Origin of the sequence: Pseudomonas sp. PA-5-4B (genome assembly GCF_021606215.1) — a bacterium.
Lineage (GTDB): Bacteria > Pseudomonadota > Gammaproteobacteria > Pseudomonadales > Pseudomonadaceae > Aquipseudomonas > Aquipseudomonas edaphica.
In genome coordinates, this window is sequence record NZ_WKDB01000034.1 from 30,549 (window position 1) to 46,289 (window position 15,741).

The 15,741-nt window shown below is 60.6% G+C and carries 10 protein-coding genes; 5 read left to right on the forward strand and 5 right to left on the reverse strand.

Annotation, left to right across the window (positions count from 1 at the left end):
* Positions 1-13: 13 nt before the first annotated feature.
* The 5 genes from GIW28_RS17780 to GIW28_RS17800 all read right to left on the reverse strand — a co-directional run bounded on the left by GIW28_RS17780 (position 14) and on the right by GIW28_RS17800 (position 5,681).
* Entirely contained in the window at positions 14-844 is an 831-nt protein-coding gene (locus GIW28_RS17780) for a carbohydrate ABC transporter permease (RefSeq protein WP_017135053.1), read from the reverse strand.
* 10 nt (positions 845-854) lie between these two features.
* Positions 855-1,745, reverse strand: coding sequence for a carbohydrate ABC transporter permease (locus GIW28_RS17785; RefSeq protein ID WP_017135054.1), 891 nt, complete (start codon positions 1,743-1,745; stop codon positions 855-857).
* A gap of 166 nt (positions 1,746-1,911) precedes the next feature.
* Positions 1,912-3,195: an ABC transporter substrate-binding protein gene (locus GIW28_RS17790; RefSeq protein ID WP_370589435.1), complete on the reverse strand. Its 1,284-nt coding sequence runs from the start codon at positions 3,193-3,195 to the stop codon at positions 1,912-1,914.
* Positions 3,196-3,413: 218 nt separating this feature from the next.
* Positions 3,414-4,319, reverse strand: a complete 906-nt coding sequence (locus GIW28_RS17795) for an AraC family transcriptional regulator (protein WP_017135056.1) — start codon at positions 4,317-4,319, stop codon at positions 3,414-3,416.
* A 72-nt stretch (positions 4,320-4,391) separates the two neighbouring features.
* The gene (locus GIW28_RS17800; protein WP_236447121.1) at positions 4,392-5,681 is read right to left on the reverse strand and encodes a glycosyltransferase; all 1,290 of its coding nucleotides are present in this window, start codon (positions 5,679-5,681) and stop codon (positions 4,392-4,394) included.
* A 158-nt stretch (positions 5,682-5,839) separates the two neighbouring features.
* On the opposite strand from GIW28_RS17800, the gene tpx reads away from it, so the two are divergent.
* The 5 genes from tpx (at position 5,840) to GIW28_RS17825 (ending at position 15,612) form a co-directional block, all read left to right on the forward strand.
* The gene (gene tpx / locus GIW28_RS17805) at positions 5,840-6,340 is read left to right on the forward strand and encodes a thiol peroxidase (RefSeq protein ID WP_017135058.1); all 501 of its coding nucleotides are present in this window, start codon (positions 5,840-5,842) and stop codon (positions 6,338-6,340) included.
* 230 nt (positions 6,341-6,570) lie between these two features.
* Entirely contained in the window at positions 6,571-7,875 is a 1,305-nt protein-coding gene (locus tag GIW28_RS17810; RefSeq protein ID WP_138450584.1) for an MdtA/MuxA family multidrug efflux RND transporter periplasmic adaptor subunit, read from the forward strand.
* Entirely contained in the window at positions 7,872-10,973 is a 3,102-nt protein-coding gene (locus GIW28_RS17815) for an MdtB/MuxB family multidrug efflux RND transporter permease subunit (RefSeq protein ID WP_017135060.1), read from the forward strand. Before GIW28_RS17810 ends, GIW28_RS17815 begins: the two co-directional genes overlap by 4 nt.
* Positions 10,970-14,077 (forward strand): efflux RND transporter permease subunit, encoded by a 3,108-nt coding sequence (locus GIW28_RS17820; protein WP_138450586.1) that lies wholly within the window; start codon positions 10,970-10,972, stop codon positions 14,075-14,077. The genes GIW28_RS17815 and GIW28_RS17820 overlap by 4 nt, the downstream gene beginning before the upstream one ends.
* A gap of 122 nt (positions 14,078-14,199) precedes the next feature.
* Positions 14,200-15,612: an efflux transporter outer membrane subunit gene (locus tag GIW28_RS17825; protein WP_236447120.1), complete on the forward strand. Its 1,413-nt coding sequence runs from the start codon at positions 14,200-14,202 to the stop codon at positions 15,610-15,612.
* Positions 15,613-15,741: the final 129 nt, after the last annotated feature.

Genomic DNA, 15,741 nt, shown 5'->3' on the forward strand with positions numbered 1-15,741 from the left:
CCGCTTGGAATTATTATTTAACTGCGCCGAAGGACAAGCCACGCACCAGCTGTTTCTGGCTGATCCAGCCAAAGATCAGGATCGGCGCACACGCGAGGGTCGAAACGGCGGACAATTTGGCCCAGAACAAACCTTCGGGGCTGGAGTAAGAGGCGATCAGCGCGGTCAACGGCGCGGCATTCGAGGAGGTCAGGTTCAGCGACCAGAACGCCTCGTTCCAGCACAGGATCAGCGACAGCAGCACGGTAGAGGCCAGGCCGCCCTTGGCGATCGGCAGCAGCACGCGGACCATTTCCTGCCACAGGGTGGCGCCGTCCAGGCGCGCGGCTTCGAGGATGTCCTTGGGGATGTCCTTGAAGTAGGTGTACACCATCCACACCACAATCGGCAGGTTGATCAGGGTGTAGATGATGATCAGCGCAATGCGCGTATCCAGCAGGCCAAGGCTCTTGGCCAGCAGGTAGATCGGCATCAAAACGCCCACTGGCGGCAACATCTTGGTGGACAGCATCCACAGCAAGGTGCCCTTGGTGCGCTGGGTTTCGTAGAACGCCATGGAGTAGGCGGCCGGTACCGAGATCAGCAGGCACAAGGCAGTGGCACTGAACGAAATCACCACCGAGTTCCAGGCGTAGGCGAAGTAGTTGCTGCGCTCGTTGATGTGCAGGTAGTTCTCCAGCGTCGGCGTGAAGATGAACTGCGGCGGCGTGGCGAACGCGTCGATTTCGGTCTTGAAGCTGGTCAGCACCATCCAGAAGATCGGGAAGAAAATCAGGATTGCGATGGCCCAGGCCAACGTGCCGAGCAGCAGGCTTTGCAGGCGGCGGGATTGTTGAAGCGTCATGGCGCGGCCCTCAAGGCTTGTCAGTCAGGTTTTTGCCGATCATCCGCACCAGGATGATCGCCGCGATATTGGCGATGACCACGGCAATCAAGCCGCCGGCCGAGGCCATGCCCACGTCGAACTGCACCAGCGCCTGGTTGTAGATCAGGTAGGCGAGGTTGGTCGAGGCGTAGCCGGGGCCACCGTTGGTGGTGGTGAAGATTTCGGCGAAGACCGAGAGCAAAAAGATCGTTTCGATCATCACCACCACGGCAATCGGGCGGGCCAGGTGGGGCAGGGTCAGGTGCCAGAAGATCGCGATGGCGCCGGCACCGTCCAGGCGCGCGGCTTCTTTTTGTTCCTGGTCGAGGGACTGCATGGCGGTCATCAGCAGCAGGATGGCGAAGGGCAGCCACTGCCACGACACAATGATGATGATCGACAGCAATGGGTAGTGCGCCAGCCAGTCCACGGGTTCGGCGCCGAACAGCTTCCACACGGCGGCGAGAATCCCCGACACCGGGTGGAAAATCAGGTTCTTCCAGATCAGCGCACCGACGGTGGGCATGATGAAGAACGGCGAAATCAGCATCACCCGCACGATGCCGCGGCCCAGGAACTCACTGGCCTCCAGCAACGCGCTGATCAACACGCCGAACACCACGCTGATCAGCAGCACGCTGCCCACCAGTAACAGGGTGTTGGTGGCGCCAGGCAGGAAGCCCGAGTCGGTGATGAAGTAGGTGAAGTTTTCCAACCCCACGAATTGGTTTTCGCCAGGGTAGAGCAGGTTGTAGCGGATCAGCGAAAAGTACAGGGTCATGCCCAGTGGCACGATCATCCACAGCAGCAGCATGGCCACCGAGGGGCTGACAAGGAACCAGCCGGGGTTGGCCAGGCGGTTTTTGGGTGTTGTATTCATTAGGATCAAGACCAGTCGGGGGCATGCAAAACTAGAATCGGAGCGCGCTCAATGTGGGAGCTGGCTTGCCTGCGATGGCATCACATCGGTCTGGCTGACAGACCGAGTCGCCCGCATCGCAGGCAAGCCAGCTCCCACACAAAGCATTTATCGCGGTGATGCTGAGTTATTTGGGATAACCCGCCCGCTTCATCTCACGCTCGGTGGTGGTCTGCGCGGCGGTCAAGGCTTGGTCCACCGTTTGCTGACCGGTCAGCGCGCCCGAGAAGAACTTGCCGACCTGGGTACCAATCGCCTGGAATTCAGGAATGGTCACCAACTGGATACCGATATACGGCACCGGCTTGAGCGTCGGTTTGGTCGGGTCAGCGACTTTCAGCGATTCGAGGGTCACCTTGGCAAACGGTGCGGCTTTGAGGTATTCGTCGCTGTAGGTCGATTTGCGCGTGCCAGGCGGTACGTTGGCGATGCCGTCGGTCTTGGCTACCAGTTCGCCGTATTCCTTGGACGTTGCCCAGGTGGTGAACACCTTGGCGGCATCCTTGGCTTTGGAACTGGTCGGGATGGCCAGGCTCCAGGAGTACAGCCACGAGGTGCCCTTGTCGGTCTTCTCGTGCGGCGCGAAGGTGAAGCCGACACTGTCGGCGACTTTGCTCTGAGACTTGTCGGTGACGAACGAACCGGCCACGCTGGCGTCCACCCAGATCGCGCACTTGCCACTGTTGAACAGCGCGAGGTTCTCGTTGAAACCGTTGCTGGAAGCACCCGGCGGGCCGGATTTCTTCATGTTGTCGACGTAGAAGTTCAACGCGTCCTTCCATTCCGGACCGTTGAATTCCGGTTGCCATTTTTCATCGAACCAGCGCGCGCCGTAGCCGTTGGCCAGGGTGGTGATCAGCGCCATGTTCTCACCCCAGCCGGCTTTGCCACGCAGGCACAGGCCGTATTGCTCTTTGCTCTTGTCGGTGAGTTTGGCGGCGAATTCACCGATCTGAGTCCAGGTCGGGTGCTCGGGCATACTCAGCCCGGCGCCCTTGAACAGGTCGGTGCGGTAGTAGGTGATCGAGCTTTCGGCGTAGAACGGCAGGGCATACAACGAGCCTTTGACCGACAAGCCGTCACGCACCGAAGGGAACACGTCGTCGAGGTCATATGACGCCGGCAGGTCTTTCATCGGCTCCAGCCAACCCTTGGCGCCCCACAGTGCAGCTTCGTACATGCCGATGGTCAACACGTCAAACTGGCCGCCCTGGGTGGCGATGTCGGTGGTCAGGCGTTGGCGCAGCACGTTTTCTTCAAGCACCACCCAGTTCAGCTTGATGTCCGGGTGCTCGGTCTCGAAGGTTTTCGAGAGCTTCTGCATGCGGATCATGTCGCTGTTGTTGACGGTGGCAATGGTCAGGGTTTGCGCGCCAAAGCTGACGGCGCTGAGGGTCATGCAGGTGGTCATGCAGGTGGAGACAAGCAGTGCTTTTGCTGTGAACTTCATCGCGCACTCCATTTCCGTGCCCAGAGGGCTACAGAATGACAGTTATTGTTGTTGTGTCTTCCCACAAGGTGTCAGGAAGAGTGTGCGTTGATTACAGCCTTGAAATGGGCGTGTGACAAATCCTTGGGCACACTTGAGCTGATACTTTTTTGCACTCGGCAAGTCATGGGCTTAAACCATTAAGCCAGGTTCTGTTCGGTCAACCGTTGCACCGCCAGGCGTCGGTAGTGAGACGGCGTCATGCCCTTGAGCTGCTGGAAGCGCCGGTTAAAGTTGGAGATATTGTTAAAACCCGACTCAAAGCACACATCCGTCACCGCCTTGTCGCCATCGGCCAGCAGCTCGCAGGATTTGCTGATGCGCAGCCGGTTGACGAACTCGATGAAGGTGCGCCCGGTGGCCTGCTTGAACACGCGGGAAAAGTACGTGGGCTTCATCCCCAGGTGTTCGGCTACTTCTTCCAGCGACAATTCGCGGGCGTAGTGCGCAAAAATGTAGTCCACCGCGCGGTTGGTGCGGTCAATGCTGTGCTCGTCGGCCAGTTGCGGTGTGGTCACACCGGACAACAGTTGGTAGTCGTCACAGGCGCTCAACACCTCCAGCAGAATAAAGAAGTGCCCCAGGCGCGCTATACCTTGGGCGTCTTCGATGCGCTGCATCAAGGTCATGGCTTGGGCGATGGTTTTTTTGCAACGGAACTCGATGCCGTACTGCGCCCGTTCCAGCATCGGCGCCAGCGTCTTGAGTTCGGCAAACACGGGGCTGCCCTGTTCAAACAGTTCGTCGGTGAAATTCACCAGCATGTCGCGCTTGGGCACCACCTCGTCTTCCTCCACCTGGCTGATCCAGTTGTGGGGCAGGTTGGGGCCGGTAAGGAATAGGCTTTCGGGGTAGAAGTTACCGATGTAGTCGCCGATAAACACTTTGCCCGAGCTGGCGACGATCAGGTGCAGCTCGTATTCCTTGTGGAAGTGCCAGCGCACCAACGGGCAGGGGAAACCATGCTGGCGATAGATGATGGACAGACCGTTGTGATCGTCCATCAACTCGTAGGAAGGGTCGGTAATGCGCATTGCTCGGGTCATGCTGCCGTCGCTTTATTGTGGTTGCTGCGTAGGATAATGCCCCCTTGCGCGCAACCTCGCTAGCGTCATCCTTTATACGCTGCGGTTTTTTGCCTCGATCCACTGCGACATGTACTGGGTACTTTTATGCGCATGGTGACGCAGCATGCTGCCGGTGAAGTTGTCCCGGCGATGGGCGGCGAGGCGGCTGCGGCAGTGTTCCAGGCAAGCCACCAGGGCGGGGCCATGCAGGCTCTGGTCGTAGCGCCGAGCCAGCAATCGGCGGCCGTCTTGCTGGGCCTGGGTCCAACGCTCGCGGTCTTGATACAGCGCTACGGCGGCAGCGGCCAGGGCCTCGGCACTTTGCTCGATGGTACCGGGCCATGGCTGATCGTCGCCCATGGCCTCGGCGCCAATCGGCGTGGTGATGTTTGGCGTGCCGCAGAGCATGGCATCCATCAGTTTGCCCTTGATGCCGGCGCCGAAACGCAGTGGCGCCAGGCAGATACGGGCCGCGGCCATGACCTGCAGCGCATCTTCAGCCCAATTCATCACGTGAAAACCCTGCACCGGGTTGTGCAGGGCGGTGGCCTTGGGGGGCGTGTAGGCACCGTAGATATGCAGCTGTGCGCCCGGCAGTTGCTGGCGGATCAACGGCCACAAACTGCTCTTCATCCACAGCACCGCATCCCAATTGGGCGCGTGGCGGAAATTGCCGATGCTCAGGAAGTGCGCGCGGTCTTCAAACGGCGCAAAGGCTTCAACCGGTGGTTCCAGCATCAATGGGCACCAGTGGAGCAGGGCGGCCGGCACCTTGAATTGTTCGGTGAGCAGGCGGATTTCCACATCGGAAATCATCAGGCTGATATCACAGCGGTAAATGGCGGCGATCTCGCGCTTGGCGAGGTCGGTGTCGGCCATCCACTGGAACGCTTCCTGCAGGGCCGGCTTGAACAGTGCGCTGAAGTCGTCACTGTCGGGGTGAGCCTTGAGGTGGGCCTTGAAACGCTGATGGCGTGCATCGCGCAGGCTTTGCAAATCGGAGGTTTCAAGCACGCGCAGGGCATCGGGGCAGCATTGCTCCACACGCCAGCCGAACTGTTCTTCCATCATAAAACGGTCGAACAACACGATATCCGGGGCTAACGCGCGGATAAAATCGTCGAAGCTGCTGTTGTTGAGCTCGATGGCGCACTCGGCGATACCCAGGGCAGGCAAGTCGGCCTTGTGTTCACCAATAGTCGCCGGGCTACTGAAGGTAATGTCCCAACCCTGGTCCAGGAAGCTCTGCAGAATCTGCATCATATGCCCGCCGGCGGCTGAGGAGCGGGGCTCCGGCCAGACATAACCTATGACCAGGACTTTGGTGGCGGGCTGATTCATCTAAAGCAGATCCTTGAAGGGCGGGCAAAAAACGCGCAATTAAACCACACCTGCGGGGCATGACAATTTGTGTCCGGTGGTAGGTAGTCACTGCACTTTGTGGTTAACTTCGGCCTCTCGAATTCGTTTAACCAAAACCCAGCATAAGGATTCCGTTCATGGCTCAAGTCACCCTTCGTGGTAACCCTGTCCAGGTTGAAGGCGAATTGCCGAAAACCGGTTCCACCGCTCCAGAATTCAATCTTGTCGCCGTCGACCTGTCAGAGGCGACCCTGGAAACGTTCGCCGGCAAGCGCAAAGTGCTGAACATCTTCCCAAGCGTCGACACCCCGACCTGTGCCACTTCGGTACGCAAATTCAACGCCCAGGCCAACGACGTGAGCAACACCGTTGTACTGTGCATCTCCTCTGACCTGCCGTTTGCCCAGAAGCGCTTCTGCGGCACCGAAGGCCTGGACAACGTGCTGAGCCTGTCGGACTTTCGCAACGCCGACTTCGCCGTAGACTACGGCGTATCCCTGGCCGATGGCCCGCTGCAAGGCCTGACCGCCCGTGCCGTGGTGGTACTGGACGAAAACAACAACGTGCTGCACAGCGAACTGGTGCCTGAAATCGGCCAAGAGCCAAACTACGAAGCAGCCCTGGCTGTTTTGAAGTAACTGTTTCGGCGCATTACTGTCATTTTGCAGTAGCACGCTTGATGCAAGATTGCGGCCTGGCCTAGTCCAGGCCGTTTTTATTTGCGGCTCAAACGCTTAGCGAAATAGCCAACGGACTAAGCTCAGAAGTTAAAAGTTGTAATCCAAGGTAAATAGCCGGTAAAGGCGCTTTTCTTAATGCGCCCCAGTGCTTATCTTTCAGCCTCCCAAAGAAGAAGCTCTCGCGCCCAATGGTTGATCACTCCATGCAATCCTCCCCCCGCAATTCCCGCCGCTGGCTGTTCGGCCTGCTCGTGCTGTTGGTTATCGCCGGCCTGTGCTGGAAATTCTGGCCCGCAGGCCATACAGATGCCAGCGCGCAGAAACCGGCCGGGCATACCGGCAAGACGGGGATGGCGCGCCCAGGTTTCGGGGGTTCCACCGGCCCGATCCCGGTGCGCGTGGCGCCAGCGGTACTGGGCGAGTTCCCGGTGTACTACAAGGCCTTGGGCACGGTGACCGCGCTCAACACCATTAATGTACGCAGCCGGGTGGGCGGTGAGCTGGTCAAGATCGCGTTTGAAGAGGGTCAGATGGTCAAGGCAGGCGACCTGCTCGCGGAGATCGACCCGCGTAGCTACCAGAACGCCTTGCTCCAGGCCCAAGGCACGCTCTTGCAGAACCAGGCCCAACTGAAAAACGCCCAGGTTGACGTGCAACGTTACCGTGACCTGTATGCCCAGGACAGTATCGCCAAACAGACCCTGGACACCGCCGAAGCCCTGGTCATGCAGTACCAAGGCACGGTCAAGACCAACCAGGGCGCGGTAGACGACGCCAAGCTTAACCTCGAATTCACCAAGATCCGCGCGCCGATCAGCGGCCGCGTCGGCCTGCGTCAGGTTGACGTCGGTAACCTGGTGGCGGCCAACGACACCACCTTCCTGGCGGTGATCACCCAGACCCAGCCGATCAGCGTGGTCTTCACGCTGCCGGAAAACACCCTCGATACCGTACTCACCCGTTACCACGCCGGCAACAAGCTGCCCGTTGAAGCCTGGGACCGTGGCGACGTGAAGCAGCAGGCGGTCGGCGTGTTGCAGAGCCTGGACAACCAGATCGACGTGACCACCGGCACACTCAAATTCAAAGGCCGTTTCGATAACAAGGACCAGGCGCTGTTCCCCAACCAGTTCGTTAACGTGCACCTGTTGGCCGACACCTTGCACAACGTGGTGCTGGCGCCGTCCGCGGCGATCCAGTTCGGTAACAGCGGCACCTTCGTCTACAAGCTCGACGGTGACAAAAAGGTCAAGATGCAGCCGTTGGTGGTCGGTGATACCGATGGCGATAACACCGTCATCAAGGAAGGCCTGGTGGCCGGTGACCGCGTGGTCCTGGAAGGCACTGATCGCCTCAAGGACGGCAGCGACATTGAAGTGGTCAACGACAGCAGCGAAGTGCCGACCACGCCGACCGAACACCTGCAAGGCAAGCCTGCGGCAAAAGGGGAGACCGGCGCTAACGCCGGCAAGGCGCAAAAGGTCGGTTCATGAACCTGTCGCGACTGTTTATCCTTCGCCCGGTTGCCACCACGCTGAGCATGCTGGCCATTGTTCTGGCCGGCATTATTTCTTACCGTTTGTTGCCGGTCTCGGCCTTGCCCCAGGTGGACTACCCGACCATCCGGGTGATGACCCTGTACCCCGGCGCCAGCCCGGACGTGATGACCAGCGCAGTGACTGCGCCGCTGGAGCGTCAGTTCGGGCAAATGCCCGGCCTCACACAGATGGCGTCGACCAGTTCGGGCGGCGCCTCGGTGCTGACCCTGCGCTTTAACCTCGACATCAACATGGATGTCGCCGAGCAACAGGTGCAGGCCGCGATCAACGCCGCGACCAACCTGTTGCCCAAGGATTTGCCGGCGCCGCCGGTGTACAACAAGGTCAACCCGGCAGATACCCCGGTGCTGACCCTGGCAATTACCTCCAAGACCATGTTGCTGCCCAAGCTCAACGACTTGGTTGACACGCGTATGGCGCAAAAAATTGCCCAGATCAGCGGCGTCGGCATGGTCAGCATCGCCGGTGGCCAGCGCCAGGCCGTGCGTATCAAGGTCAACCCCGAGGCCCTGGCGGCCAACGGCTTGAACCTGTCGGACGTGCGCACCCTGATCGCCGCCTCCAACGTCAACCAGCCCAAGGGTAACTTTGACGGCCCCACACGGGTATCGATGCTCGATGCCAACGACCAGTTGGTCTCGCCCGAGCAATACGCCGAACTCATATTGGCCTACAACAATGGCGCGCCGCTGCGCCTCAAAGACGTGGCACAGATCGTTGACGGCGCCGAAAACGAGCGCCTCGCTGCCTGGGCCAATGAAAACCAGGCCGTGCTGCTCAACATCCAGCGCCAGCCCGGCGCCAACGTGATCGAGGTAGTGGACCGTATCAAGGCGCTGCTGCCGAGCATCACCGATAACCTGCCGGCGGGCCTGGATGTGACGGTGCTTACCGACCGTACCCAGACCATTCGGGCCTCGGTGAAAGACGTACAGCACGAATTGCTGATCGCCATTGCCCTGGTGGTGATGGTGACGTTCCTGTTCCTGCGCCGGGTCAGTGCCACGATCATTCCGTCGATCGCCGTGCCGCTGTCGCTGGTGGGCACCTTTGGCGTGATGTACCTGGCAGGCTTCTCCATCAACAACCTGACGCTGATGGCCCTGACCATCGCCACCGGGTTTGTGGTGGACGATGCCATCGTGATGCTGGAGAACATCTCGCGCTACATCGAGGAAGGCGAGACGCCCATGGCGGCGGCGCTCAAGGGCGCCAAGCAAATCGGGTTCACCCTGATTTCCCTGACCCTGTCGCTGATCGCGGTACTCATTCCGCTGCTGTTCATGGCCGATGTGGTCGGGCGGCTGTTCCGCGAATTTGCCATCACCCTGGCGGTGGCGATCCTGATTTCCCTGGTGGTGTCCCTGACCCTGACGCCGATGATGTGCGCGCGCTTGCTCAAGCGCGAACCCAAGGAAGAAGAACAAGGTCGTTTCTACAAGGCCAGCGGCGCCTGGATCGATTGGTTGATCGAAGCCTACGGGCGCAAATTGCAGTGGGTGCTCAAGCACCAGCCGTTGACCCTGCTGGTGGCCATCGCCACCTTGGGCCTAACCGTGGTGCTGTACCTGGTGGTGCCCAAGGGCTTTTTCCCGGTACAGGATACCGGGGTGATCCAGGGCATATCGGAAGCACCGCAGTCGATTTCGTTTGCCGCCATGAGCCAGCGCCAGCAGGAATTGGCCAAGGTGATCCTGGCCGACCCATCGGTTGAAAGCCTGTCGTCCTATATCGGTGTGGATGGTGATAACGCCACTCTCAATAGCGGCCGTTTGCTGATCAACCTCAAGGCCCACGGCCTGCGCGACGTGAGCGCGGCCCAGGTCATCACGCGCCTGCAACCGCAGATCGACAAGCTGGTGGGCATTCGCCTGTTCATGCAGCCGGTGCAGGACCTGACCATTGAAGACCGCGTGAGCCGCACCCAGTACCAGTTCAGCATGTCCTCGCCGGACGCCGACCTGCTGGCGCTGTGGAGCGACAAGCTGGTGCACGCCTTGCGCCAGTTGCCGGAACTCACCGATGTGGCCAGCGACCTGCAGGACAAGGGCCTGCAAGTGTTCCTGGTGATCGACCGTGACGCCGCCTCGCGGCTGGGCGTGAGTGTGTCAACCATCACCGACGCACTCTATGACGCTTTCGGCCAGCGGCAGATTTCCACCATCTACACCCAGGCCAGCCAGTACCGTGTGGTATTGCAGGCCCAGTCCGGTGAAACCCTGGGGCCGGCGGCACTCAACCAGATCCATGTGAAAACCACCGACGGCGGCCAGGTGCGGTTGTCGAGCCTGGCGCATGTGGAGCAGCGTCAGGCGCAACTGGCAATCGCGCATATCGGCCAATTCCCGGCGGTGATGATGTCGTTCAACCTGGCCCCTGGCGTCGCGCTGGGCAAAGGCGTGGAGCTGATCAACCAGACCCAGAAGGACATCGGCATGCCGGTGGGCGTGCAGACCCAGTTCCAGGGCGCGGCCCAGGCGTTCGAAGCCTCGCTGTCGAGCACTTTGCTGCTGATCCTGGCGGCGGTGGTGACCATGTACATCGTGCTCGGCGTGTTGTATGAGAGTTACATTCACCCGATCACGATTCTCTCCACGTTGCCATCCGCCGCAGTCGGCGCCTTGCTCGCGTTGCTGCTCAGTGGCAATGACCTGGGCATGATCGCGATCATCGGCATTATCCTGCTGATCGGTATCGTCAAAAAGAACGCGATAATGATGATCGACTTTGCCCTCGACGCCGAACGCAACCAGGGCCTGGACCCGCAAACGGCAATTTATCAGGCGGCGTTGCTGCGTTTTCGGCCGATTTTGATGACCACCCTGGCCGCCTTGTTTGGTGCGGTGCCATTGATGCTGGCCACGGGTTCCGGCGCGGAGTTGCGCCAACCGCTGGGCCTGGTGATGGTCGGCGGCCTGCTGGTGAGCCAGGTGCTGACGCTGTTCACTACGCCGGTGATCTACCTGTATTTCGACCGCCTGGGCCGTCGCTGGCGCAAAGAGCCACAAAGCCTGGAGCCGGCTGAGTCATGAACCTGTCCGGACCTTTCATTCGCCGGCCGGTAGCCACCATGCTGCTGAGCCTGGCGATTATGTTGCTCGGTGGCGTGAGCTTCAACTTGCTGCCGGTGTCGCCGTTGCCGCAGATCGACTTCCCGGTGATCGTGGTGTCGGCCAGTTTGCCCGGCGCCAGCCCCGAGGTCATGGCGTCTACCGTGGCGACGCCGCTGGAACGCTCATTCGGCGCGATTGCCGGCATCACCACCATGAGCAGTTCGTCGAGCCAGGGCTCTACGCGGGTGATTCTGGCATTCGACTCCGACCGTGATATCAACGGTGCGGCGCGGGAAGTGCAGGCGGCCATCAATGCATCGCGCAACCTGCTGCCCAGTGGCATGCGCAGCATGCCGACCTACAAGAAGATCAACCCGTCCCAGGCACCGATCATGGTGTTGTCACTGACCTCCGACGTGTTGCAAAAGGGCGAACTGTACGACCTGGCCTCCACCATTCTTTCGCAAAGCCTGTCCCAGGTGCCGGGGGTAGGCGAAGTGCAGATCGGTGGCAGCTCCTTGCCGGCAGTGCGCATCGAGTTGGAACCCAAGGCCCTGGACCAATATGGCGTGGCCCTGGACGATGTGCGCAATACCATCGCCAATGCCAACCAGCGGCGGCCCAAGGGCTCCCTGGAAGACAGCGAGCGTAACTGGCAGATCCAGGCCAATGACCAGCTGGAAAAGGCCAAGGACTACGAGCCGCTGCTGATCCGCTACCAGAACGGCGCGGCCTTGCGCCTGGGGGATGTCGCCAAGATCAGCGATGGCGTGGAAGACCGCTACAACAGCGGCTTCTTCAACAATGATTCGGCGGTGCTGCTGGTCATCAACCGCCAGTCCGGCGCCAACATTATCGAGACCGTCCGGCAGATCAAGGCCCAGTTGCCGGCGTTGCAGGCGGTGCTGCCGTCCAGCGTCAAGCTCAACCTGGCCATGGACCGTTCGCCGGTGATCACCGCGACCCTGCATGAAGCCGAGATGACCCTGCTGATTGCCGTGGCCCTGGTGGTGCTGGTGGTGTACCTGTTCCTGGGTAACTTCCGCGCTTCGTTGATCCCGACCCTGGCGGTGCCGGTGTCGCTGGTCGGCACCTTTGCGGTGATGTACCTGTTTGGTTTTTCGTTGAACAATTTTTCGCTGATGGCGTTGATCCTGGCCACCGGCTTGGTGGTGGACGACGCCATCGTGGTGCTGGAAAACATTTCCCGGCATATCGACGACGGCGTGCCGCCGATGAAGGCGGCGTACCTGGGCGCCGAGGAAGTGGGCTTTACCTTGCTGTCGATGAACGTGTCGCTGGTGGCGGTGTTCCTGTCCATCCTGTTTATGGGCGGCATCGTCACCAACCTGTTCCGTGAGTTTTCCATCACCTTGTCGGCGGCGATCATAGTGTCGCTGATCGTCTCGCTGACCTTGACCCCGATGCTCTGCGCGCGCTGGCTCAAACCGCACGTCAAAGGGCACATGACCGGTTTGCAGCGCTGGAGCCAGAAGGTCAACGACCGCATGGTTGCAGCCTACGCCACCAGCCTGGACTGGGTGCTGCGCCATCGCCGCCTGACCCTGCTGAGCCTGTTGATCACCGTGGGCGTGAACATCGCGCTGTACGTGGTAGTGCCGAAAACCTTCATGCCGCAGCAGGACACCGGGCAGTTGATCGGTTTTGTGCGCGGCGATGACGGGCTGTCGTTCAATGTGATGCAGCCAAAAATGGAAACCTTCCGCAAGGCGGTCCTCAAAGACCCGGCGGTGCTCAGCGTGGCCGGCTTTATCGGTGGCAACAATGGCACTAACAATGCGGTGATGCTGGTGCGCCTCAAGCCGATTGCCGAACGCAAGCTCTCGGCCCAGGCAGTGATCGAGCGTCTGCGCAAGGAAGTGCCACTGGTGCCGGGCGGTCGGCTGTTCCTGATGGCCGACCAGGACCTGCAATTTGGTGGCAGCCGTGACCAGACCAGCGCCCAATACTCCTACATCCTGCAAAGCGGCGACCTGGCTGCGTTGCGCTTGTGGTACCCGAAAGTGGTCGCTGCCATGCGCGAGCTACCGGAGCTGACCGCCATCGACGCCCGCGAAGGTCGCGGTGCGGCGCAGGTGACGCTGGTGGTCGACCGCGACCAGGCCAAGCGCCTGGGCATCGACATGAGCATGGTCACCTCGGTGTTGAACAACGCCTACAGTCAGCGGCAGATTTCTACTATCTATGACAGCCTCAACCAGTATCAGGTGGTGATGGAGGTCAACCCGAAATACGCCCAGGACCCGATCACCTTGAACCAGATGCAGGTGATCACCTCCACGGGCGCGCGGGTGCCGTTGTCGACCATTGCCCATTACGAAAACAGCCTGGCCGACGACCGTGTCAGCCATGAAGGCCAGTTTGCCTCGGAAAATATTGCCTTCGACATGTCGCCCGGCGTAACGGTGGAGCAGGGCACGGCCGCTATCGAGCGGGCGATTGCCAAGGTCGGTTTGCCCGAAGACGTGATCGCCAAGATGGCCGGCACCGCCGATGCGTTTGCGGCGACCCAGAAGGGCCAGCCGTTCATGATTCTTGGCGCGCTGGTGGCGGTGTACCTAGTGTTGGGCATTCTGTATGAAAGCTATATTCACCCGCTGACCATCCTGTCGACCTTGCCGTCGGCCGGTGTCGGCGCGCTGCTGTCGATCTACCTGCTGGGCGGTGAATTCAGCCTGATATCCCTGCTCGGTCTGTTCCTGCTGATCGGCGTGGTGAAGAAGAATGCGATCCTGATGATCGACCTGGCGCTGCAGCTGGAGCGCCACGATGGCATGAGCCCGTTGGAGTCGATCCGCAGCGCCTGCCTGTTGCGCCTGCGGCCGATCCTGATGACCACGCTCGCCGCGATCCTCGGCGCCTTGCCGTTGTTGCTCGGTTCCGGCGATGGCGCCGAAATGCGCCAGCCGCTGGGCCTGACCATTATCGGTGGGCTGGTGTTCAGCCAGATCCTGACCCTTTACACCACTCCGGTGGTTTACCTTTATCTTGACCGCGCGCGCCATCGCTTCAACGCCTGGCGTGGCGTGCGTACCGATGCTGCCTTGGATACTGCGCTATGACCGATTCAACGAATGCCCAGACACTGTGGCGAGGGAGCTTGCTCCCGCTGGGCTGCGCAGCGGCCCCAGACAGTCGACCTCGCCACGCCACACGTATCGGCAAGGGTGTGAAGGGGGTAACGATGCTGTTGTGCGGCGCCTTGCTCAGCGCCTGCGCCATCGGCCCGGATTACAAGCGCCCGGAGGTGGTCGAACCCGCGCAGTTCAAGCAAGCCCAGGGCTGGCGCCAGGCCAACCCAAGCGATTCCCTGGCCCGTGGCGCCTGGTGGGAGTTGTACGGTGACCGTCAACTTAACGAGCTGGTCACGCGCCTCAATAACTCCAACCAGACCGTGGCCCAGGCCGAAGCGCGCTTCCGCCAGGCCCAGGCCCAGGTGCGCAGCGCACGCGGGGCGTTTTTCCCAACGGTGGACTTCAGTGCCGGTAAAACCCGTGCCAGTCAGGGCACCGGCAGCAGTAACGCCAGCCTCAGCAGTTCCAGCAGTGGTATTCGTGACACGCTCAATACCCAGTTGGGCGTGAGTTGGGAGGCCGATGTGTGGGGCAAGTTGCGCCGTGGTCTTGAAGCGAATGAGGCGACGGCTGAGGCCAGTTCCGCGGATCTGGCGGCGATGCGTTTGAGCCAGCAGTCGGAGTTGGTGCAGGACTATCTGCAACTGCGCGTGATGGACGAGCAGACACGTTTGCTGCAGGCCACGCTGGAGACTTATCAGCGCTCCCTGAAGATGACTGAAAACCAGTACCGGGCGGGGGTTTCCGACAAAGCCGCGATTGCTCAGGCACAGACCCAACTGAAGACGACCCAGGCCAGTTTGATCGACTTGATCTGGCAGCGTGCGCAGTTGGAAAACGCCATCGCAGTGTTGATCGGCGAAGCGCCGGCCAACTTCAATCTGGCGGTGAGCAAAGACATACCTGCCTTGCCGCAGATTCCGCTGAGTGTGCCATCGCAATTGCTGGAGCGGCGCCCGGACATTGCGTCGGCGGAGCGCTCAGTGATTGCGGCCAACGCGAATATCGGTGTGGCCAAGGCGGCTTATTACCCGGACCTGACCTTGAGCCTGGCGGGCGGGTACTCCAGCAGCACCTATGCTGATTGGATCAGTTTGCCGAACCGGTTCTGGTCGGTGGGGCCCAAGCTTGCGATGACCTTGTTTGACGGTGGGCAGCGTTCGGCTGAGGTCGACCGTAGTGTGGCGTCTTATGACGAGACGGTGGCCAAGTACCGCCAGACCGTACTGGATGGTTTCCGCGAAGTGGAAAACTATATGGTGCAGTTGAAGGTGCTGGAAGATGAGGCGGTGGTCAGCAATGAAGCCCTGGAGGCCGCGCGTGAGTCCCTGCGCTTGACGCAGAATCAGTACAAGGCCGGGTTGATCGCCTACCTGGATGTGGTGACGGTGCAGGCCACTGCGTTGAGCAATGAGCGCACGGTCTTGACCCTGTTGCAGACGCGGTTGGTGGCAAGTGTGCAGTTGATTGCGGCGTTGGGTGGCGGCTGGGACGGGCAGACGTCTTTGGCTGAGAAGCAGTGACTGAGTAGCTATTAAAAACAACTCAAGCACCTTCCCAATCAAGGCTGGGCACTGTCACTGTGGCGAGGGAGCTTGCTCCCGCTGGGCTGCGCAACAGCCCCATAACACTTGCGGGCGCTGCGCACCCGA